The 24,018-nt window shown below is 59.3% G+C and carries 26 protein-coding genes; 15 read left to right on the top strand and 11 right to left on the bottom strand.

The features are described from left to right. Positions 1–3 precede the first annotated feature (3 nt). The 5 genes from AB4P91_RS25695 (at position 4) to AB4P91_RS25675 (ending at position 4,811) form a co-directional block, all read left to right on the top strand. A complete protein-coding gene (locus tag AB4P91_RS25695; RefSeq protein WP_395603961.1) occupies positions 4–1,653 on the top strand; it encodes a phosphoethanolamine transferase in 1,650 nt (549 codons plus the stop codon). A 129-nt stretch (positions 1,654–1,782) separates the two neighbouring features. Further along, complete coding sequence (rnd, locus tag AB4P91_RS25690) at positions 1,783–2,916, top strand: ribonuclease D (RefSeq protein WP_395603960.1); 1,134 nt, start codon at positions 1,783–1,785, stop codon at positions 2,914–2,916. Beyond that, on the top strand, positions 2,913–3,206 hold the full coding sequence (locus AB4P91_RS25685; protein ID WP_395603959.1) for a YcgL domain-containing protein: 294 nt from the start codon (positions 2,913–2,915) through the stop codon (positions 3,204–3,206). Before rnd ends, AB4P91_RS25685 begins: the two co-directional genes overlap by 4 nt. Positions 3,207–3,310: 104 nt before the next feature. Then, the gene (locus AB4P91_RS25680; protein WP_042561975.1) at positions 3,311–4,243 is read left to right on the top strand and encodes a D-2-hydroxyacid dehydrogenase; all 933 of its coding nucleotides are present in this window, start codon (positions 3,311–3,313) and stop codon (positions 4,241–4,243) included. A gap of 118 nt (positions 4,244–4,361) precedes the next feature. Next, a complete protein-coding gene (locus AB4P91_RS25675) occupies positions 4,362–4,811 on the top strand; it encodes a YcgN family cysteine cluster protein (RefSeq protein WP_042558093.1) in 450 nt (149 codons plus the stop codon). A gap of 163 nt (positions 4,812–4,974) precedes the next feature. On the opposite strand, the gene AB4P91_RS25670 is transcribed toward AB4P91_RS25675, so the two are convergent. The 4 genes from AB4P91_RS25670 to AB4P91_RS25655 all read right to left on the bottom strand — a co-directional run bounded on the left by AB4P91_RS25670 (position 4,975) and on the right by AB4P91_RS25655 (position 7,214). After that, a complete protein-coding gene (locus AB4P91_RS25670) occupies positions 4,975–5,352 on the bottom strand; it encodes a DUF2892 domain-containing protein (RefSeq protein ID WP_150594361.1) in 378 nt (125 codons plus the stop codon). Positions 5,353–5,433: 81 nt separating this feature from the next. Beyond that, on the bottom strand, positions 5,434–5,904 hold the full coding sequence (locus AB4P91_RS25665) for an RNA methyltransferase (protein ID WP_007911337.1): 471 nt from the start codon (positions 5,902–5,904) through the stop codon (positions 5,434–5,436). A 203-nt stretch (positions 5,905–6,107) separates the two neighbouring features. Further along, the gene (locus AB4P91_RS25660; RefSeq protein ID WP_007911336.1) at positions 6,108–6,479 is read right to left on the bottom strand and encodes a YajD family HNH nuclease; all 372 of its coding nucleotides are present in this window, start codon (positions 6,477–6,479) and stop codon (positions 6,108–6,110) included. A gap of 48 nt (positions 6,480–6,527) precedes the next feature. Next, complete coding sequence (locus AB4P91_RS25655) at positions 6,528–7,214, bottom strand: spermidine synthase (protein WP_395603958.1); 687 nt, start codon at positions 7,212–7,214, stop codon at positions 6,528–6,530. Positions 7,215–7,292: 78 nt separating this feature from the next. Between AB4P91_RS25655 and AB4P91_RS25650 the strand changes: the two genes are divergently transcribed. Then, the gene (locus tag AB4P91_RS25650; RefSeq protein ID WP_042558096.1) at positions 7,293–7,577 is read left to right on the top strand and encodes a hypothetical protein; all 285 of its coding nucleotides are present in this window, start codon (positions 7,293–7,295) and stop codon (positions 7,575–7,577) included. Here the strand turns inward: AB4P91_RS25650 and AB4P91_RS25645 are convergent. Both AB4P91_RS25645 and AB4P91_RS25640 read right to left on the bottom strand, forming a co-directional pair. Then, complete coding sequence (locus AB4P91_RS25645; protein WP_150594359.1) at positions 7,574–8,047, bottom strand: cyclic nucleotide-binding domain-containing protein; 474 nt, start codon at positions 8,045–8,047, stop codon at positions 7,574–7,576. The two genes, AB4P91_RS25650 and AB4P91_RS25645, sit on opposite strands and share 4 nt — an antisense overlap. Before the next feature lie 116 nt (positions 8,048–8,163). Then, on the bottom strand, positions 8,164–10,218 hold the full coding sequence (locus tag AB4P91_RS25640) for a S9 family peptidase (protein WP_395603957.1): 2,055 nt from the start codon (positions 10,216–10,218) through the stop codon (positions 8,164–8,166). A 237-nt stretch (positions 10,219–10,455) separates the two neighbouring features. Here AB4P91_RS25640 and AB4P91_RS25635 point away from each other — a divergent pair, with 237 nt between their 5' ends. The 3 genes from AB4P91_RS25635 to AB4P91_RS25625 are packed head-to-tail and all read left to right on the top strand — an operon-like array spanning position 10,456 to position 12,302. Beyond that, positions 10,456–10,953 (top strand): MFS transporter, encoded by a 498-nt coding sequence (locus tag AB4P91_RS25635; RefSeq protein ID WP_150597304.1) that lies wholly within the window; start codon positions 10,456–10,458, stop codon positions 10,951–10,953. Positions 10,954–10,969: 16 nt separating this feature from the next. Continuing rightward, positions 10,970–11,746 carry a class II glutamine amidotransferase gene (locus AB4P91_RS25630; protein WP_150594357.1) on the top strand — a complete coding sequence of 259 codons (777 nt, stop codon included), beginning with the start codon at positions 10,970–10,972 and terminating at the stop codon, positions 11,744–11,746. Between the two features lie 13 nt (positions 11,747–11,759). Beyond that, on the top strand, positions 11,760–12,302 hold the full coding sequence (locus AB4P91_RS25625; protein ID WP_150594356.1) for a DUF2937 family protein: 543 nt from the start codon (positions 11,760–11,762) through the stop codon (positions 12,300–12,302). Positions 12,303–12,396: 94 nt separating this feature from the next. Here the strand turns inward: AB4P91_RS25625 and AB4P91_RS25620 are convergent, their stop codons facing one another. Beyond that, on the bottom strand, positions 12,397–13,311 hold the full coding sequence (locus AB4P91_RS25620; protein ID WP_150594355.1) for a LysR family transcriptional regulator: 915 nt from the start codon (positions 13,309–13,311) through the stop codon (positions 12,397–12,399). 159 nt (positions 13,312–13,470) lie between these two features. Between AB4P91_RS25620 and AB4P91_RS25615 the strand changes: the two genes are divergently transcribed. The 4 genes from AB4P91_RS25615 to AB4P91_RS25600 all read left to right on the top strand — a co-directional run bounded on the left by AB4P91_RS25615 (position 13,471) and on the right by AB4P91_RS25600 (position 17,207). Continuing rightward, positions 13,471–14,757 (top strand): MFS transporter, encoded by a 1,287-nt coding sequence (locus AB4P91_RS25615; protein ID WP_395603956.1) that lies wholly within the window; start codon positions 13,471–13,473, stop codon positions 14,755–14,757. A 76-nt stretch (positions 14,758–14,833) separates the two neighbouring features. Further along, entirely contained in the window at positions 14,834–15,586 is a 753-nt protein-coding gene (locus AB4P91_RS25610; protein ID WP_395603955.1) for a 5-oxoprolinase subunit PxpA, read from the top strand. Beyond that, complete coding sequence (pxpB, locus tag AB4P91_RS25605) at positions 15,583–16,287, top strand: 5-oxoprolinase subunit PxpB (RefSeq protein WP_150597300.1); 705 nt, start codon at positions 15,583–15,585, stop codon at positions 16,285–16,287. The genes AB4P91_RS25610 and pxpB overlap by 4 nt, the downstream gene beginning before the upstream one ends. Next, the gene (locus AB4P91_RS25600; protein WP_395603954.1) at positions 16,284–17,207 is read left to right on the top strand and encodes a biotin-dependent carboxyltransferase family protein; all 924 of its coding nucleotides are present in this window, start codon (positions 16,284–16,286) and stop codon (positions 17,205–17,207) included. The genes pxpB and AB4P91_RS25600 overlap by 4 nt, the downstream gene beginning before the upstream one ends. 113 nt (positions 17,208–17,320) lie before the next feature. Here AB4P91_RS25600 and AB4P91_RS25595 read toward each other — a convergent pair whose 3' ends face one another. The 3 genes from AB4P91_RS25595 to AB4P91_RS25585 all read right to left on the bottom strand — a co-directional run bounded on the left by AB4P91_RS25595 (position 17,321) and on the right by AB4P91_RS25585 (position 20,577). Further along, the gene (locus tag AB4P91_RS25595) at positions 17,321–18,499 is read right to left on the bottom strand and encodes a VWA domain-containing protein (RefSeq protein ID WP_042558108.1); all 1,179 of its coding nucleotides are present in this window, start codon (positions 18,497–18,499) and stop codon (positions 17,321–17,323) included. A 12-nt stretch (positions 18,500–18,511) separates the two neighbouring features. After that, entirely contained in the window at positions 18,512–19,357 is an 846-nt protein-coding gene (locus AB4P91_RS25590) for a MoxR family ATPase (protein ID WP_042558109.1), read from the bottom strand. Between the two features lie 143 nt (positions 19,358–19,500). Then, positions 19,501–20,577, bottom strand: a complete 1,077-nt coding sequence (locus tag AB4P91_RS25585) for a DUF748 domain-containing protein (RefSeq protein WP_150594350.1) — start codon at positions 20,575–20,577, stop codon at positions 19,501–19,503. Between the two features lie 128 nt (positions 20,578–20,705). Between AB4P91_RS25585 and cysK the strand changes: the two genes are divergently transcribed. Then, positions 20,706–21,680, top strand: coding sequence for a cysteine synthase A (gene cysK, locus AB4P91_RS25580; protein ID WP_150594349.1), 975 nt, complete (start codon positions 20,706–20,708; stop codon positions 21,678–21,680). Between the two features lie 247 nt (positions 21,681–21,927). Continuing rightward, a complete protein-coding gene (locus AB4P91_RS25575; protein WP_395603953.1) occupies positions 21,928–22,866 on the top strand; it encodes an aspartyl/asparaginyl beta-hydroxylase domain-containing protein in 939 nt (312 codons plus the stop codon). A gap of 97 nt (positions 22,867–22,963) precedes the next feature. On the opposite strand, the gene AB4P91_RS25570 is transcribed toward AB4P91_RS25575, so the two are convergent. After that, complete coding sequence (locus AB4P91_RS25570; RefSeq protein WP_150594348.1) at positions 22,964–23,857, bottom strand: DMT family transporter; 894 nt, start codon at positions 23,855–23,857, stop codon at positions 22,964–22,966. Between the last annotated feature and the right edge of the window lie 161 nt (positions 23,858–24,018).

Here is a 24,018-nt window from a genome sequence, read left to right as displayed (position 1 = left end):
ACTATGTTGAAGTTAAAAGCCGTGCGCCCGGAATGGGTGACGTTGTGTGCCAGTGCGTTTTTTTTAGCTGGATTCAACTTCGTGCTTTGGCAGCACCTGTTCGCGATTACCTCGGCGGATGCCAAGGGCATAGCCATGCGTGTTGCTTTCGGGGCGATGATCTTCGCGGCCTTCAACATTGTGCTGACCTTCCTGGCGTTTCGCCGAGTATTGAAACCGGTACTGATGTTGCTGTTCCTGATCAGCGCCGGTGTGGCTTATTTCATGAGCCAATACGGTGTATTGATCGATGCGGGAATGTTGCGTAACTTCGCTGAAACCAATGTCACCGAAGTTCGTGACCTGCTCTCTTTAAAGTTGCTCGCTTACATAGTCTTTTTAGGTGTGGTGCCGTCCTGGTTACTGTGGAAAGTTCCGGTCGACTACCGCCGTTGGCACCGCGAGTTGTTCAGCAAGGTTATTGTGAGCTTTGCCTCAGTGGCGGTCATCGGTGGGGTGGCGCTGGCCAACTACCAAGGGTTGTCATCCTTGTTTCGTAATCACCACGAATTGCGCCTGATGCTGGTGCCGAGCAATTACATCGGTGCATCGGCCGGCTATCTGCGTGAACAAGTTGCTTCTGCGCAGCAGCCATTCCTCAAGATCGGCGAGGATGCTCAGCGCGATGTTGCCTTGCAGAATCATCCGCGCAAATCCTTGACCGTATTGGTGGTGGGTGAAAGTGCACGGGCGGAGAACTTTGGCATTTTGGGGTATGACCGCGACACCACGCCAACACTCGACAAGGAAGCAGGATTGATTGCGTTTACCGATGTGCATTCCTGCGGCACGGAAACGGCGGTCTCAGTGCCGTGCATGTTCTCCAACATGGGCCGCAAGAACTACGACGCCAGTAAGGCGAAGAATGAAGAGGGTTTGCTGGATGTGCTCAAGCGCGCGGGGATCGACGTGATCTGGCGCGATAACCAGTCCGGCTGCAAAGACACCTGTAATCGCGTCACTGTGCAAAACGTCAGCAACTTGAAAGACCCGACCTTGTGCGCCAACAGCGAATGCCGCGACGAAATTCTCCTGCAAGGCCTGCAGGGTTTTATCGATCACCTGGACAAGGACACCGTGCTGGTATTGCACCAGATGGGCAGTCACGGCCCGGAATACTTCAAGCGTTATCCGAAGGAGTACGAGCACTTCACCCCGGTCTGTGAAAGTAATGCGCTGAACAACTGCAGCCGCGAAAGTATCGTTAACGGTTACGACAACACACTGGTGTACACCGACCATGTGCTGTCGAGTCTGATTGATGTGTTGCGCAGCAATCAGGACAAGGTCGATACCGCCATGCTGTATCTGTCTGATCACGGTGAGTCGCTGGGCGAGTACAACCTGTTCCTTCACGGCACGCCTTACATGCTGGCGCCGGAGCAGCAGAAACATGTCGCCATGCTGGCGTGGTTCTCCGACAGCTATCAGAAGTCCTACTCGGTCGACACGCATTGCCTGCAAATGAGTCGCGACAAGCCGTTGAGCCAGGACAACCTGTTTCATTCGATGCTGGGCCTGCTGGAAGTGCACAGCTCGGTGTATCAGCAGGATCTGGACATGTTCGCGGGCTGTCGTGGCGCGGTGATCGACGGGGTCTTGGCCAAAGAGTGAGCCAGCAGACTCACCTTGTAAGACTATTCTTCTTTCAGGCAGGAGATTTCATCAAGCTCTTTTCCAGTTGAGGCGCGGAAACCGCCAGTGGCGATATATACTGCGCGCCATTCTTCAAGGGAGAGCCGTGTGGCCATCGATATTCACTGGATTCGCGACAACGAAAGCCTCGCGCAATTTTGCGCCGAGTGGCAGCAGCTGCCTTTCGTGGCCATCGACACCGAATTCATGCGGGTCGACACCTTCTACCCGATTGCCGGCCTGTTACAGGTTGGCGACGGCAAACGCGCCTACCTGATTGACCCGCTGAGCATCAATGCCTGGCAACCACTGGCCGCACTGCTGGAAAACCCGGCCGTGCTTAAAGTCCTGCACGCCTGCAGTGAAGACCTCGAAGTCCTGTTGCGCCTGACAGGCAGCCTGCCAGCGCCAATGTTCGACACGCAATTGGCCGCCGCTTATCTGAACCTCGGGTTCTCGATGGGTTATTCGCGGCTGGTGCAATCAGTGCTCGGCATCGAACTGCCGAAGGGCGAAACCCGCTCCGACTGGTTGCAGCGTCCGTTGTCCGACACGCAAATCAGCTACGCCGCCGAAGATGCCGTGCATCTGGCGGAGGTTTTCGTACAGTTGCGCCCGAAACTGTCTCACGACAAGTTCGCCTGGGTACTGGAGGATGGCGCTGAACTGGTCGCCAACCTGCGTCGCGAAACCGATCCGTACGAGGTTTATCGCGACGCCAAACTGGCGTGGAAACTGTCCCGTGCGCAGTTGGCCGTACTGCGCGAACTGTGCGCCTGGCGCGAACGCGAGGCCCGCGCCCGCGACCTGCCGCGCAACCGTATCGTGCGCGAGCATTCGCTGTGGCCGCTGGCCCGCACTCAACCGGACTCGCTCAGTGCGCTGGGCAAGATCGAAGACATGCACCCGCGTACCGTGCGTCAGGACGGCGAATTTCTGCTTGATCTGATCAAGCGCTCTGGCAGTGTGGGCCCTGATCAATGGCCGCCCGCTGTTCCGGAGCCGTTGCCGATCGAAGCGGCTGCGCTGATCAAGCAACTGCGCGCCCTGGGGCAGGCCGAGGCCGAGCGCCTGGACATCGCCCCGGAACTGATGCTGCGCAAGAAAACTCTCGAAGCTCTGGTCAAAAGCGGCTACCCCGAGGGTCCTTACCAATTGCCTGAGTCGCTGCGTGGCTGGCGCCGCGAACTCATGGGCCAGAAGCTGCTCGACAGCCTGGCCACCGCCGGAGAACAGCCTTGAAACTTATTTGCTCCATTTACCAAAGCTCGAAACGCAGTGGCATGTACCTCTATGTGCTCAAGAGCGATGAGCTTGAGCGTGTGCCGGAAGCCCTGATGCTGGCGTTCGGCAAGCCGAAACACTCGTTCAATCTGGTGCTGTCGCCGGAGCGCAAACTGGCTAGCGAAGACATCGTCGTGGTGCTGGAAAACCTCGACAAGCAGGGCTATCACCTGCAAATGCCACCGGCCGAGGACGAATACATCGAGCACTTGCCCGAAGAGTTGTTGCGTCGCAACGACCCAATGTGATCGGCGAGGCCCTGTTCTGGGCCTCGTTAACCCTGGAACTGTTTTTAACGCGATGGCCGCGATGAAAGTTGTGGCCATCTGCACGATTTGCGAAAGGTTTGAAGATGCGCGTTCTGATTGCTGAACACGACCACGCGATATACGCCCGACTGCTGCAACAGGCGGCGCCGGAGCTCGAAGTGCTGACCAGCGGCGACTCGGCTGAACTGGCCCAACTGGCTGCCGACTGCCCGGTGTGGCTGGGACAACCGGATCTGCTCGCGACCTTGTTGCGCCAAGGGCATCAACCGCAATGGCTGCAATCGACCTGGGCCGGCATCACACCGCTGCTCGCCGACGGCCTCTGCCGGGATTATCGCTTGACCCGCGCGGTGGGGATTTTTGGCCAGGTGATGGCTGAATACGTGTTGACCTATATGCTCGGCCACGAACGCGAAGTGCTGGCACGGCTGGTCAGCCAGGTCGAGCGTAAATGGGACAACCGCACCGGCCAGAGTCTGGTCGGGCGTAAAGTGTTGATCGTCGGCACCGGCGACATCGGCCAGAGCGTGGCGCAGTTTCTGCTGCCGTTCGGCGTTGAGCTGTACGGCATCGCCAGCAGTGCCCGCGAGCAGGCGCCGTTTGTCGAGGTCGGCTCAATGGCGGATCTGCCGCGACTGGTGGGCGAAGTGGATTACGTGGTCAACCTGCTGCCCAATACTGAACACACCCACGATATCTACGACGCGGCGCTGTTCAAGCAATTCAAGCCGACCGGTTTGTTCATGAACGTCGGGCGGGGCGTGGCAGTGGTCGATGCGGATCTGGTGGAGGCCCTCAAGGAAGGTCATCTGGCGGGCGCGGTGATCGACGTCTGCCGTCAGGAGCCACTGCCGCAACGTCACCCGTTCTGGACGGCGTGGGGCTTGCTGCTCACCGGCCACAGCTCGGCACCGACGTCACCGGCGTTGATGGTGCAGTTGTTCGTCGACAACTTGAAGGCGTATCAGGCGGGTGAAGCATTGCGTGGGGAAGTGGATTTCAATCGCGGTTATTGATCGCGTTGCCACAAAAACTGACAAGTGCGGGGCAACCGGCAGTCGCCAGCGCTTGGCCCGCGGGGGCTTCGGCACTAGACTGGCGGCCTTTTCACCACCTGATGTTGATGCTTGAGCCATGGCCGCCAAAGTCGAACCGTTCTGGATACGCAAAACCCTCGATCAACTCGATCTGGAGGAATGGGAATCGCTGTGCGACGGCTGTGGCCTGTGCTGCCTGCAAAAACTCGAGGATGAGGAAGACAACAGCGTCTACTACACGCGCATCGCCTGCAAACTGCTGGACCTGAAAACCTGCCAGTGCAGCGACTACCCGAACCGCATCAAGTTTGTCCCGGACTGCATCCAGCTCACGCCCGGCCAGGCTGAAGAGTTCAAATGGCTGCCGCCGACGTGTGGTTATCGACTAGTGAGCGAAGGCAAGGATCTGCCGTTGTGGCATCACCTGGTGTGCGGCGACCGAGATGCGGTGCACCACGAAAGGATTTCCCAGTCCGGGCGCATGCTCGCCGAAGGCAGCGTGGCAGAGGATGACTGGGAAGATCATCTGATTTTCCGCGCGGGTTAACGAACAAACGTCTTGGATAATGTGTTGTTTATTAATACCGCCATCGCTGGCTTGCCAGCTCCCACAGGTTTATCTGAATGGCACAGATTCTGTGAACACTCCAAAACCCTGCGGGAGCTGATTTGCCAGCGATGAGGCCGGGAGCCTCATCGCCAACTCAGAATCAAACCCCGGCTTTCGGCGATTTCACCGAATCATTGCCAGTAACGGTTGCGGTGCTGGTTGCGGCCTCGGCGTTGGCCTTCAGCTTGCTCAGTTCTTCACCTGCACGCTCGATCTTGGCCCGCACGTTGTTCATGTCCTGACGGCTTTTCTCGAACAGGCTTTTCACCGAGCTGTGCCCGGTAATGCCGCGGGCCATGGCCACACCGCCAATTGCCACCTGAATCAACCCGAACACACCGCCACGGCGCAGGCCCTTGCCGACCATCACGACGCCGCCGGCCAGTGAGCCAATGCGCTCCCAGCCATGAACATTTTGATCGGACGGGGATTGAAACGGGGTGGATTCGATACGCTCGACGCGTTTGAGCTCGGTCATGATCTTTCTCCAGGCAATGAATAATGGATAAACAAGCTGACTGCCAGAGCGGTCAGCTTGTTCCATCGGATGTGCGACGCTTCAGCGGAATTTAGGCCCGGAGCGGGTGTTCAGGCCTTTGGCCATGCGATCGTAGAGCACAACGTTGACCGTTGCGGCGAGGTTCATGCAACCGGTGGTCGGGATGTACACGACGTCTTCGCACCAGTCGCGGATCTCTTTATCAAGCGAGCCGTCTTCCGGGCCGAAGATGTACAGCGCGCGGTCCGGGTGGGTGTATTCCGGCAGCGGGCGGGCGCCTTCCACGAGTTCCACAGCGACCGGCACGCAGTTGAGCGGGAGGATCTTTTTCAGATCATCGATACCGATCAGTGGAATGTCGTAATGCACGCGTTTGGTGTCGGTGACGAAATCGGCGGCGCGTTCATAACGCTTGCCGGTATAGAACACCGACGCCACGCCGTAACAGCCTGCGGCGCGCATCACCGAACCGACGTTCTCCGGTGATTTTGGGTTGTACAAACCAATGCAGCTGTAACGTTTGTCTGCCACGAGCGGGGAGCCTTGGGGAAAAAGAGCGCGATTATACGGGGATTGGGTGAGGGCGGGCAGTTTCGAGATCTGCGGTGTCTGATCCGGCCTTATCGCTGGCAAGCCAGCTCCCACAGGTATTTCGGGGATACACAAAATTGTGATCGACCCAAATCACTGTGGGAGCTGGCTTGCCAGCGATGGGGCCAGTGTTGGCGTGAAGATCAGTCTTCCTTCTTCATCAGCCCGGCCAATGCAGCAAACGGATTGTGCGTCGCCTTGGCAATCTTCGGCGTGCTCAGCGAGCCTTCGCTGAAGTATTGCTGGTCGGTATAACGCGAGTGCTCGTTGTCATGGCAGTACAGGCACAGCAGCTCCCAGTTCGAGCCGTCCTGCGGGTTGTTGTCGTGGTTGTGGTCACGGTGGTGCACGGTCAGTTCGCTCAGGCGCTTGCCGGAAAACTCACGGGTGCAGCGGCCACACACGTGCGGGTACATCTTCAGGGCCTTGTCGCGGTAGCCCATTTCCTTGTCGCGCTGATTGTCGGCGAGGATGCGATCGAGCTTCGACGTGTTGGTGGGGGTGGACGAACTCATGGGTTCACCTTTGCAGAAGACTAAAGACGGTTATGTTCGCAGTTTAGCTCAGCCCTTGAGCTTCTCGGCAATCCAGATTGTGTGGCGCGTGCCTTTGTTGCCGTGGGCGAAGACCTGCACTTCTTCGGCCTTGAAACCGGCCTTCTTCAATTTGTCGGAAAACTGCCGATCGGCGCTGGCCGACCATACGGCGAGTACGCCTTTGGGGCGCAAGGCCTTGTCGCAGGCGTTCAGCCCGGCGGCGGAGTACAACCAGCTATTGGCCTTCTGGGTCAGGCCTTCAGGACCGTTGTCGACGTCGAGCATGATCGCGTCGAAACCGTTCGGCTCGCTCTGCAGCACATTGGCAACGTCTTCCTGGCGGATCACCGTGCGCGGATCAAGCAGTGGGCGGCCGGACTTTTCGCCAAGCGGGCCACGGTTCCACTCGACCACGCCCGGGACCAGTTCAGCGACCACAACTTCGGCGGTTTTGCCCAGATGCCTGAGCGCAGAGGCGAGGGTGAAACCCATGCCCAGGCCACCGATCAGCACCCGCGAATCCGGACGCCCGGCGACCTTGCGGCAAGGGATCTCGGCCAAGGCATCTTCAGAGCCGTGCATGCGCGTGTTCATCAACTGCCCGCCGTCGCCGCCCTGGATCTTGATGACAAAATCCTCGCCATACTCGAACAGGCACAGTGCACCGCCGCTTTCAGGGATCGGGGTGGTGTCGAGCAGAACAAAACGTTTCATGGAAATCTCTACAAGGGGGAAGGCAAGCAGGCCCGTTGGGAGTAGCCTGAGCGCAGACTAAGGCCAACGGAGCCCTTGATGAAGCGCACCATTCTAACGGTCATTGCCCTGGCCGCGCTCGCGATTACTGCAGCGCAGGCACAGCAGGCCATTCCGGTCAGCCCGGCGCCGCAACCCGGCTCGCCCGGGACCGCAACGCCGACGCCATACCCACAGATCACGCCGATCAACATTCCCAAATCGGGCGCCGGCAGTGGCAGCCCACCGCTGGTGCCGATCGAAATGCCCAGCCCGCCAAGCAAGGATCAGCCGGTACCGGGCATCGAGCCGACCGGCACCAAGGCGAAAACCCCGGGCGGTTAAATCTGCTGCGCCGCCAGTTGGCCGTCAGCCATGCGCAGGCGTTTGGACAGCGAGACGGCGAGGGCGCGGATGATCTTGGCGGCGATCTTCGGTGCGTCGTTGAGCATTTTTTCCAGCGAATCCTTGCCCAGGTTCAGCAACTGACAATTGCTCGCCGCGATGCACGTCGCCGAGCGTCGCTCGCCATCGAGCACGGCCATTTCTCCGAATGCCCGACCGCTGCGCAGCGTGGCCATGGTGATGACCTGGCCGTCGGGCCCGGTTTTCTGCACGGCGACCTGGCCGGTGTGAAGAATGCACATGAAGCTGCCCGCATCGCCTTCGCGGAAAATCGCCTCGCCCTCAGCCACGGTGCTGATGCTGAAGTAGCCGGATGCTGCGGCAAAGTCCGCGAGCAACAGTTGATCAAACAGGCCGCAATCCATCAGCCAGTCGCGGATTTCATTGTTCAGTAAGGTGGGTTCTGACATGTCATTGCTGTCTTTTTGTTTTCTCGGTTTTCAGGCGCTACATGAACCCCTGCAGGCGTTTTGGTGTATCGGCCTCTTGGGTCTGCAATTAAGACCCAAGTGACCGACGGAGTTCCTCAGGCAAGCCCCAGAACCTTGAAAACAAATGCATATTCGAGCGCTACGTCACGTAATCCCTGATATCGCCCGCTCATCCCGCCATGGCCTGCGCCCAATTCGGTCTTGAGCAGGAGTACGTTGTCGTCAGTCTTGTTCGCGCGCAGTTTCGCCACCCACTTGGCCGCTTCCCAGTACTGCACACGGCTGTCGTTATAGCCGGCGATGACCAGCGTCGCGGGATAATCCTGCGCGCTGACGTTTTCGTACGGCGCGTAGGCCTTGATCCGCTCATAGACGTCCGGGTCTTCGGGATTGCCCCACTCGTCGTATTCGGTGACGGTCAGCGGCAGTTCCGGGTCGAGCATGGTGTTGAGTACGTCGACGAAAGGCACTTCGGCAATCGCCACACCAAACAGATCCGGCCGCTGATTAAGCACCGCGCCAATCAGCAAACCGCCGGCGCTGCCACCGCTGATCGCCAGTTGTGGCGCAGTGGTGATGCCGTTGAGGATCAAAAACTCGGCGCAGGCGATGAAGTCGCTGAAGGTGTTGTGCTTGTGCTCCTGCTTGCCGGCGCGATACCAGGCTTCGCCCAGCTCACCGCCGCCGCGCACGTGGGCGATGGCGAAGGCCATGCCGCGATCGAGCAGGCTCAAACGGGCATGGGAGAACCACGGGTCGAGGCTCGAACCGTAAGCGCCGTACCCGTAGAGGTAGAGCGGCACCGGTTTGCCGACCATTTCACGTTTCATCACCAGACTGATCGGCACTTGCGTGCCGTCCGGCGCGGTCGCCCACAGGCGTTGGCTGACATAGGCGTCGGCGTCGAACGGGCCGAGCACCGGGGTTTCCTTGAGGACGGTTTGGTCGCCCGTCGCCAGCGTCAATTGGCGTACCTGAGCGGGACGATTCAAGGCCTCGTAGCGCAGACGAATGCGATCGCTTTCAAATTCCAGACTGTTTTGCACGTAAAGGCTGTAGGCCGCGTCCGGCAATTGCACGCGATAAGGCGTCAGGCCATGCGGGTGAACTTCGATAATCGGCAGTCCACCTTCGCGCAGGCTCAGGGTCATGGCTTCGGTGTTGAGGGTCACGCCGTCGAGCATCACCGTATCGCTGTGCGCGATCAGGTTCTGCCAGTCGGCCTCGCTCGGTGCGACACCCGTATCCGGCGCTTGATACAGGGCGAAGTTGATGCCGTCGCGGTTGGTCCGGATAAACCACGTCCAGGCGCCATCGAGCATGCCGTGATCGACATCGTATTCATGGTCTTCGACCCGCGGCGCCAGGCAAGTGAACGGCAGATGCGGCTGATTGGCGTCCAGTGCCCAGACTTCGCTGGTGGTCTTGCTGCCCAGCGACAACAGCAATTGCTGCTCCGAGCTTGAGCGGTAGCAGTGCAGGAAAAAGCGCCCGTCCGGTTCGTGAAACACTTCTTCGGCCGCGGTACCGTCGAGGCGATAACAGAACAGTTTGTACGGGCGATGAGTGTCGTCGAGGGCGCCGAAAAACAGCGTCAGGCTGTCGTTGGCCCACGTCATGCTGCCATCGCAGTCTTCGAATTCCAGTTCGCTGACCTTGTCGTTGGACAATTCCTTGACGAACAGGGTGTAAATTTCATCGCCCGAGGCATCGACGCTGTAGGCCAGACGCTGGTGATCGGGGCTGATGCTGAACGCACCCAGCGAAAAGAACCCGCCATTGGCCAGCGCGTTCGGGTCGAGCAGCAGCTGTTCGCGGCTTTCGTCGAGTGTCAGGCTGTCGTCCGCCGGGCGCGGGCAACGGTAATGCCGAGCGTATTCATCGCCCGCCGTGGTGCGCGTGTAATAAAGGTACGGACCCCACGGCGAGGGCAGGGACAAATCGGTTTCCAGGATGCGGCCCTTGATCTCTTCGAACAGGGTTTCGCGCAGCTCGGCCTGATCGGCGGTTTGCGCTTCCTGATAGGCGTTTTCAGCCTTGAGGTAATCGAGCACCGCGTCGGTGTCGCGTTCCTGCAGCCAGGCATACGGGTCGGCACCGGCCGCCTTGCGGGCAATCGGGGCGCTGATGACGTTGGCGGATTGGGGCATGGAAGGCTCTCGGACAATGTACGGAATTAAGGTTTTCGCGGATCGTGAAATCGCCGCAGCCCCCTGTGGGAGTGAGCTTGCTCGCGAAGGCGTCCGGTCAGATGACTTCTGTTTCACTGACCCACCGCTTTCGCGAGCAAGCTCGCTCCCGCAGGGTTTGCTGCTCACCGTCTGGCATTGTGACAAGCCTGGCGGGCGAAAAGTCGTTACTATAAGCGCCTCTTTGCCTGCCTTGCCATGGACACCATGACCGAGAACGACTATCTGATCGCCTGGGGCCTCTACGGCTTTGCCGCTGTAGGCTGCCTGTTGGTATGGATGCGCCTGACCCGCTGGATGTGGCGCTGGTTGCGCGAGCCACTTCGTGTACTGATGGCCGTGTTGTTGTTCAGCCCGACTATCGTTGATCCGGTGAAGGAAATGGTCGCCCCGGCCATCGCCATCACTGCGCTGGATCTGGCGTTCAAGGTGGGCAACAACGCCTGGCGGGCGGTCTCCGATCTGTTCATGTACGGCATGATCGCCTTCGGCATCTACCTGATTTACGTGCTGATCCGCTTGCCGATCGAGCGCGCGTCCAGAAATCGCCGCGAGCAGGCTGAAGCTGCCAAAGCCGCCGCCCGCGCCGACGATCGTGACGATGATCAACCCTTCGGCGCCGCCGGAGACGACCGCTACGGTCGCCCGCCGGTACCGAACAATCCGCAGCGCATGCGGGTCGAGCCGCGTCTGTAATCCCGAGAGTCCGCACATGTGTGAATTACTGGGCATGAGTGCCAACGTGCCGACCGATATCGTCTTCAGCTTCACCGGGCTGATGCAGCGCGGCGGCCGCACCGGCCCACACCGCGACGGTTGGGGCATTGCGTTCTATGAAGGCCGTGGCCTGCGGCTGTTCCAGGATCCGGCGGCGAGTTGCGAGTCGGAAGTCGCCAACCTGGTCCAGCGCTATCCGATCAAGAGTGAAGTGGTCATTGGCCACATCCGTCAGGCCAATGTCGGCAAGGTCTGCCTGTCCAACACCCACCCGTTCGTCCGCGAACTGTGGGGACGCAACTGGTGCTTCGCGCACAACGGCCAACTCGCCGACTTCATCCCGATCAAAAGTTTCTACCGCCCGGTCGGCGATACCGACAGCGAAGCGGCGTTCTGCGACTTGCTCAACCGTGTGCGTGCAGCATTTCCCGAACCGGTCGATATAGAAGTGCTGCTGCCGGATCTGGTCGCCGCGTGCGCTGAATACCGCAGCAAAGGCGTGTTCAACTGCATGCTCAGCGACGGCGACTGGCTGTTCTGCTATTGCACGACCAAACTGGCACAGATCACTCGGCGCGCACCGTTCGGCCCGGCGCGGCTCAAGGATGTCGACGTGATCGTCGATTTTCAGGCCGAAACCACGCCAAACGATGTGGTGACGGTCATTGCGACTGAACCGTTGACCGAAAACGAAACCTGGACCCGCTACGAACCGGGCCAATGGAGCCTGTGGCGACGCGGCGAATGCGTCAGCCAGGGCAAGACCGAATAAGGATTTGCACCCCATGTTGCTCAGTTATCTACGGCTGGTGTTGTTTGCGGCGGGCCTGTTGATCGGTGTCCAGGTGCCGGGATTCATCAACGATTACGCGAAGCGGGTCGAGGCGCATCTGATCGAGGCGCAGACCGGTCTGCGCGGGTTCCAGGGCACTGCCGAGCAGTTCTTCAAGGGTGACATTCAGGCGCTGGTCGCGCATTACCGCGCCAGTGAAGACCCTGTGTTTCGCAGTGATGCCGACAGCCTCAGCACCCTGCTCAACCGTCAGATTGCACTGGATAAGCAATTCCAGGCGATGCAGGGCCCTTGGTACATCCGCTTCCTTCAAGTGGTGCTGGCCGCCGATCCGGATATTCGCAAGGAAACCTGGAATGGCTACAGCTATCAGATTCTGCTGACGCCGGAAGCGATGATCTGGGGCATGAGCGGGGCGTTGTTGCTGTCGTTCGGCATCGAATGCCTGTTCCGGCTGATCGACTGGGTGGTGCTGGGCGGCAGACGCCTGCGCCAGAGCCGGCCGATCGAAGACCGCGACGTGCGCGGCCTCTAAGGCCCAGAATCAAAAGATCGCAGCTTGCGCAAGCGCCTACAGGGAAATGCATACCCGCCAGTAGGCGCTCTCGAAGGCTGCGATCTTTTGCGTTTCAGGCATTCAAGACAATGTAATTTTCACCCACCTTGCGCGCATACCCCGCCAACACCTGCTGACACAGCGTCACGATCTCCTCGACCCACTCGACCCCCACCCGCCACGACACCACCACCTGCAACGCCGGCGGTGTTTTATCGATGCCGAGCAACGTCAATTCGCCGCGCGCCAGTTCCTCGGCTACCAGCACCGGCGGCAGCGCACCAATGCCAAACCCGTCACGCAGCAACCGGGTAATCGCCGACACCGAATTCACGCAGTTCAAGCGCGGCGCCAACACGCCGCTGGCCTGCATCAGCGCCAGAATGTCTTGATGCGGTCGCGAGTTTTTCGAGTAGGTGATGATCCGCTCCTGTGCCAGTTCGGCGAGATCGGCGTACTCGCGGTTGTAGATCGAATTGCTGGCGACGATCCAGCCCAGCGGATGGCTGGCCAGTTCCAGACTGCGCACGCTTTCATGGCGTACCAGGTCGGTTTGCAGGATCAGATCGAGAAAGCCTTTTTGCAGCTGATCGCAGAGATTGAGCGACGTATCCGCCACCAGCTCGATTTCAACCCGCGGATACAGCTCGGTCATCTGCGCCACCAACGGGCTCAGCCAGGTGTGAATCACCGTGTCCATGACACCGATACGCACACGGCCGACTTTGCTCGAACGGGTCTCGATCGATTGCTTCAGTGCCTGCATGGTGTCGAGCATCTGCTCGGCATAGTCCAGCACTTTCAAGCCTTCGGGCGTCAGGCTTACGCCACGCGAATCACGCAAAAACAGCTTCACACCGAGTTCGCCTTCAAGCACCGCGATGCGGCTGGAAATCGACGCCTGGGTGGTGAACAGCTTGTCGGCGGTCAGACGAAAACTCTTCAGCCGGGCGACCCAGACAAAGGTCTCGAGAAACTTCAGGTTCATGGGCAAGGCTCGGGTGACAAATTTTTCTTATGCCTAAGGCGGGTTTTTATTCGTTGGACGCAGCAGGGCTACGGGACGAAAAATCGGCGCATCCGGTTCCCACGATAGGCGTCGTCGGGGCTGCGAACAAGACCAATAAAAAACCTGCGGAGATTTGCCATGAGTGCTCCCGACACTATCGATCTATCCAAGCCATCGGCGCGTCCGGGGCCGTTCGACTGGTATCGCAACATCAACCAACAGGAGCGCCGCACGTTCTGGAGCTGCAAGATCGGCTACGGTCTGGACGGCATGGACACGCAGATGCTCAGTTTCGTCGTGCCGACCCTGATCGCGATGTGGGGCATCACGACCGGTGAAGCGGGACTGATTCACACCAGCACCTTGATCGCCTCGGCCATTGGCGGTTGGGTGGCTGGCATCCTCTCCGACCGCATCGGTCGCGTGCGCACACTGCAACTGACCGTGCTGTGGTTTGCCTTCTTCACCTTCCTGTGCGGCTTCGCGCAAAACTACGAACAACTGCTGATCGCTCGCACCCTGATGGGCTTCGGTTTCGGCGGTGAATGGACCGCAGGCGCAGTGCTGATCGGCGAGGTGATCCGCGCCAAGGATCGCGGCAAAGCAGTCGGCATGGTGCAATCCGGTTGGGCGCTGGGCTGGGGCCTGACCGCGATTCTGTATGCGCTGCTGTTTTCGGTGTTGCCACCGGAAGACGCCTGGCGCGCGCTGTTCATCCTCGGCATCGTCCCGGCGATTTTCGTGATTTTCGTGCGGCGCCTGGTCAAAGACCCGGAGATCTATCGCGAGGCCAAGGCTGCGCAAACGCCGGAAAATCAGGCGAAGTTCTACGAGATATTCGCCCCCGGCATGCTCTTCACCACAATCCGTGCGTCGTTGCTGACCACCGGTGCGCTGGGCGGCTACTACGCGATCACCTCCTGGCTGCCGACCTTCCTGAAAAACGAGCGTGGCTTGAGTGTGCTCGGCACGGGCGGTTATCTGGCGATGGTCATCGTCGGCTCGTATGTCGGCTATGTGATCAGTGCCTATCTGACCGACCTCTTGGGTCGCAAGAAGAACTTCATCCTCTTCGCCGTCGGTTCGTTCACCATCGTTCTGCTGTACACGCAATTGCCAGTGAGCAACGGCGTGATGCTGTGGCTGGGCTTTCCGTTGGGGTTCTTTGCTTCGGGGATTTTCAGCGGCATGGGCGCGTTTCTCACTGAGCTGTTCCCCACGCGAATTCGCGGTTCAGGCCAAGGTTTCTGCTACAACATCGGTCGGGCACTGGCGGCACTGTTTCCGCTGTTTATCGGTCTGCTCAGCCAGAAAGTGCCATTGAGCGTGGGCATTGGGGCCTTTGCCGCGGTGTCGTACGGTGTGGTGATTCTCGCGGCGTTGAGCTTGCCGGAGACTCGCGGCAAGCAACTGGATGCGCAGTAACTGATAACCTGCGGGGCATTGCCCAACGGGCTTTGTCCTACGGATAGAAAGACAAGAAGCTACAGGAGTGTTTACCGTGAGCCGCCTGTTATTGAACTGCGACATTGGCGAGAGCTTCGGCAGCTGGACCATGGGTCTGGATGACGAGGTCATGCCCTTCATCGATTGCGCCAACGTAGCCTGCGGTTTCCATGCCGGCGATCCGGGCATCATGCGTAAAACAGTCAGCCGTGCGCTCAGCCACGGCGTGCAGATTGGCGCGCACCCGGCGTATCAGGATCTGGTCGGATTCGGTCGCCGCTCCATGGCCTATTCCGCCCAGGAGTTGCAAGACATCCTGCATTACCAGATTGGCGCGCTCGACGGCATCTGCCGAGCCCAGGGCGCGCGGGTCAGTTACGTCAAACCCCATGGCGCGATGTACAACGACATGATGGCCAACCCGGCGCAATTGCGTGCGGTGATTCAGGCCGTTGCCGCTTACGACCGCAGCCTGCCGCTGATGCTGATGGCCACTCGCGACAACTCCGCTGCGCAGCAGGTGGGCGATGAGTACGGCGTGACCTTATGGTTCGAAGCCTTCGCCGACCGCGCCTACGACAGCGCCGGCCGACTGGTTTCGCGGCATCAGCCGGGCGCTGTGCATCACGACCCGCAAAAAATCATCGAGCAAGCCTTGATCATCGCTCGTGGTGACGCGCTCACCGCCAGCGATGGCAGTGCATTGCATTTGCAGGCCAACACCCTGTGCGTGCACGGCGATAACGCCAGTTCGGTGGCTGCCGTGCAGCGCATCCGTGAGGCTCTGAATCAGCAGAGCGCGCCATGAATCCAAGGATTGAAGTGGCGGCGCTGGATTGCCTGATGCTGCGCCTGTTCGATGAAATCGCCGAAGCCAACATGCCGTGGATGCTCGCGGCCAGCGTGCGGTTGCGTGAGGTGTTCGGCGCGCAGTTGATTGACCTGGTGCCGTCCTACACCACATTGATGGTGCATTACGATTTGACGTCGTTGAGTCCGAAGCAGGCGCGGGAATTGATCGCTGAGGCGTTGATCGATCTGTCGCCAGATGCGCGAACCGTCGGCCAGTGCCATGTGTTGCCGGTCTGGTACGACCTGAGTGTCGGGCCCGAGCTGAGCTTGCTCGCCGAGCGCAGCGGTCTGGCCGTGGAGGAAGTGATTCGTCGCCACAGTGCCAGGGAATACCAGGTGTTTGCCCTCGGCTTTGCACCGGGTTTTGCTTTCATGGGACTGGTCGAAGAGATTCTGGCAGCGCCGCGTCTGAATACCCCACGCAAGAAAGTTGCCGCTGGTAGCGTCGGTATCGCCGAGCGGCAAACTGCCGCTTATCCCGTCGTATCGCCCGGTGGCTGGAACCTGATCGGTCGCACCCCAACGAAGCTATTTGATCGCAATCGTGACGGCTACAGCCTGATGCAGCCCGGTGACACGGTGCGGTTCGAGGCGGTCAGTCATGCCGAGTTCATCAGTCTGGGCGGAGATGACACGCCATTGGAGGCGCTGAAATGAGCCGACTGACGATTGAAGCCAGCACACCGCTGTGCCTGTTGCAGGACGCCGGGCGCTTTGGCGTGCGGCATCTGGGCGTGACGCAGGGCGGCGCGGCGGATTGGTGTTCGATGGGGTGGGCCAACTGGTTGCTGGGTAATGGACTGGATGTGCCGGTCATCGAAATCACCTTGGGCGGATTTACGGTGGTGGCCGAAGAGGACTGCTTGCTGGCGCTGGCCGGGGCTGATCTCGGGGCGCTGATCGACGGCCAGGCGTTGGCGCCGTGGCGCCGTTTCAAATTGAGCAAAGGGCAGACATTGCAGTTGACCCAGCCATTGCTCGGCGCCCGGGCTTATCTGGCGGCGCCCGGTGGTTTCGACGCGCCAAAGGTTTTGGGCAGCAGTGCAACGGTGGTGCGCGAAGAGCTTGGCGGACTTGATGGCATGGGCTTGCCCTTGACCAAGGGCTCGACGCTGAGCTATCACGGCGAAGCCGTCCAACTGCGCGAAGTAACGCATCAACAGCTACCGGACCTGCGCTCGAATGAGCCGCTGGATCTGGTGCTCGGTGCGCAAATCGGTCAGTTCAGCGGGCAGAGTCTGTTTGACGTGTTCAACAGTGCCTGGACGCTCGACAGTCGCGCCGATCGCATGGGTATTCGCCTGTTAGGCAAGGCGTTGCACTATCAAGGGTTGCCGATGATTTCCGAGGGCATTGCGCTGGGCGCGGTGCAGGTGCCGCCGGACGGGCAGCCGATTGTGTTGCTCAATGATCGGCAGACCATTGGTGGCTATCCGCGGCTGGGGGCGTTGACGCCGTTGGCGTTGGCGAGATTGGCGCAGTGCCTGCCGGGGGCGCAGGTGCGGTTGAGGCCGGTGGTGCAGGAAGTGGCGCACCGCGAACATGTCGAGTATTTGCAGCGCTTTCTGAGCAGCTAAAAGCATCGCGGGCAAGCCCGCTCCCACCGTGTCCGAGTTGTACATAAAACTCTGTACATCATCGATACCTGTGGGAGCGGGCTTGCCCGCGATGGTGTCAGTCCAGACAACAATTATTTGGAAAGAAACCGCATCCCTTCTTCCAGCCCGCGAAGGGTCAGCGGATACATCTGGTCCTCGATCAAATCCCTGACGATATTGGTCGACGAGGTATACCCCCACGTATCTTTCGGATACGGGTTGATCCAGATGAGCTTCTTGTACTTCGCCATAAACCGCTGCATCCACACATATCCCGGCTCTTCGTTCCAGTGCTCGACGCTGCCGCCGGCCTGGGTGATTTCATATGGCGCCATGGCGGCGTCGCCGATGAAGATCACTTTGTAGTCGGCACCGTACTTGTGCAGCAGGTCCTGGGTTGAAGTGCGTTCGGAAGTGCGGCGCATGTTGTTTTTCCACACCGACTCGTACACGAAGTTGTGGAAGTAGAAATACTCAAGATGCTTGAACTCGGTCTTGCAGGCCGAGAACAGTTCCTCGCAGATCTTCACATGCGCATCCATCGAACCGCCGATGTCGAACAGCAGCAACAGCTTCACCGTGTTGCGGCGTTCCGGACGCATCTGAATGTTCAGCAGACCGGCATCTTTGGCGGTGTGGTCGATGGTGCCGTCGATATCGAGCTCTTCTGCGGCGCCCTGGCGGGCAAATTTACGCAGGCGACGCAGGGCGACCTTGATGTTGCGCGTGCCCAGTTCCACCGAGTCGTCGAGGTTTTTGTATTCGCGTTGATCCCAGACTTTTACCGCTTTGCCCTGGCGCTTGCCGGCATCGCCGACCCGAATGCCTTCCGGGTTGAACCCGCCGGAGCCGAACGGACTGGTGCCGCCAGTGCCGATCCATTTATTGCCCCCGGCGTGACGTTCCTTCTGTTCTTCCAGGCGCTTTTTGAACTCTTCGATCAACTTGTCCAGGCCACCCAGGGACTGGATTTGCGCACGTTCCTCGTCGCTCAGCGAACGCTCGAATTCCTTGCGCAGCCAGTCTTCGGGAATCAGCGCCTGCAGGTGATCGTCGAGCTTTTCCAGGCCATTGAAGTAAGCGCCGAACGCACGGTCGAACTTGTCGAAATGCCGTTCGTCCTTCACCAGAATCGCCCGCGACAAGTAGTAGAACTCGTCCATGTCGGCGAACGTGACGCGCTGTTTCAGCGCGTTGATCAGGTCGAGCAGCTCACGCACCGAGACCGGCACCTTGGCTGCACGCATTTCGTTGAACAGGTTGAGCAACATGGCATCAGCCTCTTAGCGGGTGCCGCGACGGCTCATGAACGCGAGGCGCTCAAGCAGTTGCACGTCCTGTTCGTTCTTGACCAGCGCGCCTGCCAGCGGCGGGATCGCTTTGGTCGGATCGCGTTCACGCAGCACGGCTTCACCGATGTTGTCGGCCATCAGCAGCTTCAGCCAGTCGACCAGTTCCGAAGTCGATGGCTTCTTCTTCAGGCCCGGCACCTTGCGCACGTCGAAGAACACGTCCAGCGCTTCGCTGACCAGGTCCTTCTTGATGTCCGGGTAGTGCACATCGACGATTTTCTGCAGGGTAGTGCGGTCGGGAAAGGCGATGTAGTGGAAGAAGCAGCGACGCAGGAAGGCGTCTGGCAACTCTTTCTCGTTGTTGGAGGTAATGATGATGATCGGGCGTTTCTTGGCCTTGATCGTCTCGTCGATCTCGTAAACGTAGAACTCCATCTTGTCGAGTTCTTGCAGCAGGTCGTTCGGGAACTCGATGTCGGCCTTGTCGATTTCGTCGATCAGCAGAATCACCCGCTCTTCGGACTCGAAAGCTTCCCAGAGCTTGCCTTTCTTCAAGTAGTTGCGCACATCGTGGACTTTTTCCGTGCCCAGCTGCGAGTCGCGCAGACGGCTGACCGCGTCGTACTCGTACAGACCCTGATGCGCCTTGGTGGTGGACTTGATGTGCCAGGTGATCAACTTGGCGTTGAACGATTCGGCAAGTTGCTCGGCGAGCATGGTCTTGCCGGTGCCCGGCTCGCCCTTGACCAGCAGCGGCCGCTCCAGGGTGATGGCGGCGTTGACTGCCAGCTTCAGGTCATCGGTGGCAACGTAGGCCTGGGTGCCTTCGAACTTCATCTGCTAATCCTCGAACGGTAACGCCGACCTGAACGGGCAGGGCGGGGGCGAAATAATCGGATGCCCCGACTATAACGCGCAGCCCGGTCGACTGTGAACGCAGACGGCTTATTCAGTCTCTGAATGGGGCGTCACATGATGACTCAGCCCTCATCCGGCTTCGGTCGCTCATAGCGAGCATTGAACGCCTGAACAAATCCATTGCGCAAAATCTGCAAAAACGCTTCGAACGCGTTGATATTTTGCTGGTGCACGTTACCGCTGAGTTGTACGCGGGTGGCGAACTGGTTTTTGACCTGGTTCTTGAGTACGGTTTCGGTACCGCCGACCAATGCTTCCCAGACCGAGCGAAACAGACCTTTGTTCTTGTTCTCGACGTCTTGTTGCCAGTCGAACACATCGACGTCGCGCAGCAGCGGTTTGATGTAACCGGTGACTTTTGCTTTCTCAGCCTTTGCTTCAATCACCACGTCCCCGTGACCGGCGTTGAAATCGAACTTGCCATAGGCAGAAGCGAAATCATTCATGCGCTTGAGCTCGATGTCTTTTGCGCGAAGTCGAAACTCGAAGTCTTCGAAGTTGCTCAGCGGATCGAAGGTCGCCGTGGTTTCCAGAGGGGCATGGCCGAGCAACAAGGCTTTGCCCTCGAACCGCGCGTCACGTTTGCCTTCGGTGTCGACCACGTTGGTCAGGTTGTAGATGCTGGCATCGACGTTGGTTGCATTCATGTTCACGGGTGGTTTGGAATTGAAGTTGCGGAAGGTGATTTTCCCGTCGCTGATGCGCACTTCGTTGAGGGTAATCGGCAGGAGTTTGCCCAATTGCTCGCGCCAGTCAGTGCCTTGACCGGTCTGGGAGTTCTGCTTGTTGGCGCCGCCGTCGACAAAGTTGATTTCGGGATTGAAAAACTGCACTTCGCCCACCACCGCATGGTCGTACCACAACGAGTGCCAGCTCACCGCCAGATCAATCACGGGGGCATTGACGAACGGTACGGGTACCTTGCCGTCGACTTTGACGATTTTCAGGCCGTTGATTTTGTAGGCGCCGCGCCACAGCGCCAGGTCGACGTCGGTCACCTGGCCACGGTAATCACCCATGTCCGCCAGTTTGTCATTCAGATAGTCGCGCACCAGGTAGGGCAGGGCGATGTGCAAGGCGACCAGTAGCACAATGACGGTGGCGAAGGCCCACAACGGCCAGCTGTAACGACGCTTCATGGTGACGATTCCCGAACGATGTAAAGCGATTGACTGCGCACGTCGACAGACGTTCGACCCGACTGGACTGTGGTGGGCAACAGGCATACCTTGGAGCGCTAAATTCAATGCTGCATAAGGACCCAGCCATGAGCCGTATCTTTGCTGACAATGCCCATTCCATCGGCAATACGCCGTTGGTGCAGATCAACCGCATCGCGCCACGCGGTGTGACCATCCTGGCCAAGATCGAGGGGCGCAACCCGGGTTATTCGGTCAAGTGCCGGATCGGCGCCAACATGATCTGGGACGCCGAAAGCAGCGGCAAACTCAAGCCGGGCATGACCATCGTCGAGCCGACGTCGGGCAACACCGGCATTGGCCTGGCCTTCGTGGCTGCCGCCCGTGGTTACAAGTTGATGCTGACCATGCCGGCGTCGATGAGCATCGAGCGGCGCAAGGTTCTGAAAGCGCTGGGCGCCGAACTGGTGTTGACCGAACCGGCCAAAGGCATGAAAGGCGCGATCGAAAAGGCGTCGGAGATTGTTGCCAGCGATGCCGACAAATACTTCATGCCGGCGCAGTTCGATAATCCGGCCAACCCGGCCATCCATGAAAAAACCACCGGCCCGGAAATCTGGAACGACACCGATGGCGCCGTTGACGTGCTGGTGGCTGGCGTAGGTACCGGCGGAACCATTACTGGCGTTTCGCGGTATATCAAGAATACCCAGGGCAAACCGATTGTTTCGGTGGCGGTGGAGCCTGTGGCTTCGCCGGTGATTACCCAAGCGCTGGCCGGTGAAGAGATCAAGCCGAGCCCGCACAAGATTCAGGGCATCGGGGCCGGTTTTGTGCCGAAGAATCTGGATTTGTCGATGGTCGACCGCGTCGAGCTGGTGACCGACGAAGAGTCGAAGGCCATGGCGCTGCGTCTGATGCAGGAAGAAGGGATCTTGTGCGGCATCTCTTGCGGCGCGGCGATGGCCGTGGCGGTTCGCTTGGCGGAGACGCCGGAAATGCAGGGCAAGACGATCGTTGTGATCCTGCCGGACTCGGGTGAGCGTTATCTGTCGAGCATGCTGTTCAGCGATCTGTTCACCGACCAGGAGAATCAGCAGTAACCCGGCGAGCAAAAGATCGCCAGGCGACGGCGATCTTTTGCTCCTGTTGTGGCCTTGATCGCGCCAGTCTGATTTGGATCAGCCAACGTTCAGGATCCTTATGTTAATAAATGCTTTGTTACGCAATCCTTAACACTGAATTTTAGGTTGAACGGGTTTTGCCTCAGGCCGGTAGTGTTTATCATGGCCGGCTGCCATGCCGGGTAAAGGGCATTGTGCAGCGTTGTTTTCATTCAAGGAGTCGTTGATGACCTATTCGTTAGCCGCCAAGGTGTCGGTGCTGCTGCTGTTTGTCGGCAGCATCCTCTATGTGCATCTGCGCGGTAAAGCGCGCCTGCCGGTGCTGCGCCAGTTCGTCAACCACTCGGCACTGTTCGCGCCTTACAACGCCTTGATGTACCTGTTCTCCGGCGTACCCTCCAAGCCGTATCTGGATCGCAGCAAGTTTCCGGAACTGGACGTACTGCGCGACAACTGGGAAATCATCCGCGACGAAGCCATGCACCTGTTCGATGAGGGGTATATCCGCGCGGCCGAAAAGAACAACGACGCCGGGTTTGGCTCGTTCTTCAAGAAGGGCTGGAAGCGTTTCTACCTCAAGTGGTACGACAAACCGCTGCCATCGGCAGAGACCCTGTGCCCGAAAACCGTGGCGTTGGTCAGTGCCATTCCCAACGTCAAAGGCGCGATGTTTGCGTTGCTGCCCGGCGGCAGTCACCTCAATCCGCACCGCGATCCGTTTGCCGGCTCCCTGCGTTATCACTTGGGCTTGTCGACGCCCAATTCCGATGATTGCCGGATCTTCGTCGACGGCCAGGTCTACGCGTGGCGCGACGGTGAAGACGTGATGTTCGATGAGACCTATGTGCACTGGGTAAAGAACGAAACCGACAAGACCCGCGTCATCCTGTTCTGCGACATCGAACGTCCGCTGAGCAATCGCCTGATGACCCGCATCAACCGCTTCATCAGCGGCTGGCTTGGCCGCGCGACCGCACCGCAGAACCTTGACGATGAACGCGTCGGCGGGATCAACCAGGCCTATGCCTGGAGCAAGAACTTCAGTGACCGGTTCAGCGGCGTGGTCAAACAGTGGAAGCGCCGTCATCCGAAGGCCTACCGTGTGATGCGCCCGGTGCTGGCGGTAGTTGTGCTGACGTTGTTGGGGTATTGGTTGTTTGGTTGAGGCTGGATGTTGATATGAAAAAAACCGCTCGTTGTGAGCGGTTTTTTTTGTCAGCAAGATGACTTGTATGGTCAAAGATCGCTGCCTTCGGTAGCACCTACAGTTTTTTCACCACCGCCGGCTTCAACACCAGCCACAACGCCAACGCAATCAACACACCGCCGTAGACGTGAGCCATCGATAACGGCTCATCCAGCAACAGCGCCCCCCACAACACCCCGAATGGCGGAATCATGAAGGTCACGGTCATCGATTTGACCGGGCCGATGGAGCTGAGCAGGCGGAAGTAAATAATGTAGGCGAACGCCGTGCAGCCCAGGCCCAGACCGAGCAGCGACAGCCAGACATTCCAGCCGCCCCAACTCGCCGGCGGTTGAGTCACCACGCTGTAACCGAACAGCGGCAGCAGGAACAGTGTCGCGCCAAGCATGCTGCCCACGGCTGACAGACGACTGTCCAACCCGCCGGCCTGATCCAGCCAGCGCCGTGCAAGGAATCCGGCAAAACCGTAACAAGTGGTCGCGAGCAGGCAGGCGAGGGCGCCCAGCAGCAATTGCATATCGAAGGCCACGGGACCGGCGCGCGTCAGCACGCCCACACCGAACAACCCGAGAAACACGCCCGCCAGTTTGGCCGCAGTGAGTTTCTCGCTGAAGAACAACCCACCGATCAACACACCCATCAATGGTGTGGTGGCGTTGAAGATCGCCGAGTAACCGGCCGGCAGCACTTGAGCCGCGACCGAATACAGCGTCGCCGGTATCCCCGAGTTGATCACGCCGAGCAGCATCACGGTTTTCAGCTTGCCCTTGAAATCCCAGCTGATGCGCATCAGTCCGAGGATCACCAGCAGACCGACGGCAGCGATCGACACACGAAAAAACGCCGTCGGAATAGTGCCGATTACCGGCGCAATAATGCGCATGAACAGAAAACTCGCCCCCCAGATGGCAGCCAGCGACAACATACGGAAAATATCGACAGGGCTCACGGCGGGCTCCTTGCTTGATCGGGACGAGAGTGTTGCCGAGCCTCCTGACGATGGCAACCGCTAATCGGGCATTTAAATGTTCCTGGCAGGAGTGCCTGGCAGAAAATGCCACGCCGTACGTCTGCGCTTCGGTTTTGGCCGAAATTGCACTTCTCCTCATG

Origin of the sequence: Pseudomonas sp. B21128 (assembly GCF_044218865.1) — a bacterium.
GTDB lineage: Bacteria > Pseudomonadota > Gammaproteobacteria > Pseudomonadales > Pseudomonadaceae > Aquipseudomonas > Aquipseudomonas iridis.
This window is presented reverse-complemented; position numbering and strand designations above follow the sequence as displayed.

What these genes read in the sequence shown, in the direction of transcription:
- AB4P91_RS25695 (WP_395603961.1), top strand. Translation starts at nt 4, where the DNA reads ATGTTGAAGTTAAAAGCCGTGCGCCCGGAATGGGTGACGTTGTGTGCC.
- AB4P91_RS25680 (WP_042561975.1), top strand. Translation starts at nt 3,311, where the DNA reads ATGCGCGTTCTGATTGCTGAACACGACCACGCGATATACGCCCGACTG.
- AB4P91_RS25675 (WP_042558093.1), top strand. Translation starts at nt 4,362, where the DNA reads ATGGCCGCCAAAGTCGAACCGTTCTGGATACGCAAAACCCTCGATCAA.
- AB4P91_RS25670 (WP_150594361.1), bottom strand. Translation starts at nt 5,352, where the DNA reads ATGACCGAGCTCAAACGCGTCGAGCGTATCGAATCCACCCCGTTTCAA.
- AB4P91_RS25660 (WP_007911336.1), bottom strand. Translation starts at nt 6,479, where the DNA reads ATGAGTTCGTCCACCCCCACCAACACGTCGAAGCTCGATCGCATCCTC.
- AB4P91_RS25655 (WP_395603958.1), bottom strand. Translation starts at nt 7,214, where the DNA reads ATGAAACGTTTTGTTCTGCTCGACACCACCCCGATCCCTGAAAGCGGC.
- AB4P91_RS25650 (WP_042558096.1), top strand. Translation starts at nt 7,293, where the DNA reads ATGAAGCGCACCATTCTAACGGTCATTGCCCTGGCCGCGCTCGCGATT.
- AB4P91_RS25645 (WP_150594359.1), bottom strand. Translation starts at nt 8,047, where the DNA reads ATGTCAGAACCCACCTTACTGAACAATGAAATCCGCGACTGGCTGATG.
- AB4P91_RS25640 (WP_395603957.1), bottom strand. Translation starts at nt 10,218, where the DNA reads ATGCCCCAATCCGCCAACGTCATCAGCGCCCCGATTGCCCGCAAGGCG.
- AB4P91_RS25635 (WP_150597304.1), top strand. Translation starts at nt 10,456, where the DNA reads ATGGACACCATGACCGAGAACGACTATCTGATCGCCTGGGGCCTCTAC.
- AB4P91_RS25630 (WP_150594357.1), top strand. Translation starts at nt 10,970, where the DNA reads ATGTGTGAATTACTGGGCATGAGTGCCAACGTGCCGACCGATATCGTC.
- AB4P91_RS25625 (WP_150594356.1), top strand. Translation starts at nt 11,760, where the DNA reads ATGTTGCTCAGTTATCTACGGCTGGTGTTGTTTGCGGCGGGCCTGTTG.
- AB4P91_RS25620 (WP_150594355.1), bottom strand. Translation starts at nt 13,311, where the DNA reads ATGAACCTGAAGTTTCTCGAGACCTTTGTCTGGGTCGCCCGGCTGAAG.
- AB4P91_RS25615 (WP_395603956.1), top strand. Translation starts at nt 13,471, where the DNA reads ATGAGTGCTCCCGACACTATCGATCTATCCAAGCCATCGGCGCGTCCG.
- pxpB (WP_150597300.1), top strand. Translation starts at nt 15,583, where the DNA reads ATGAATCCAAGGATTGAAGTGGCGGCGCTGGATTGCCTGATGCTGCGC.
- AB4P91_RS25600 (WP_395603954.1), top strand. Translation starts at nt 16,284, where the DNA reads ATGAGCCGACTGACGATTGAAGCCAGCACACCGCTGTGCCTGTTGCAG.
- AB4P91_RS25595 (WP_042558108.1), bottom strand. Translation starts at nt 18,499, where the DNA reads ATGTTGCTCAACCTGTTCAACGAAATGCGTGCAGCCAAGGTGCCGGTC.
- AB4P91_RS25590 (WP_042558109.1), bottom strand. Translation starts at nt 19,357, where the DNA reads ATGAAGTTCGAAGGCACCCAGGCCTACGTTGCCACCGATGACCTGAAG.
- AB4P91_RS25585 (WP_150594350.1), bottom strand. Translation starts at nt 20,577, where the DNA reads ATGAAGCGTCGTTACAGCTGGCCGTTGTGGGCCTTCGCCACCGTCATT.
- cysK (WP_150594349.1), top strand. Translation starts at nt 20,706, where the DNA reads ATGAGCCGTATCTTTGCTGACAATGCCCATTCCATCGGCAATACGCCG.
- AB4P91_RS25575 (WP_395603953.1), top strand. Translation starts at nt 21,928, where the DNA reads ATGACCTATTCGTTAGCCGCCAAGGTGTCGGTGCTGCTGCTGTTTGTC.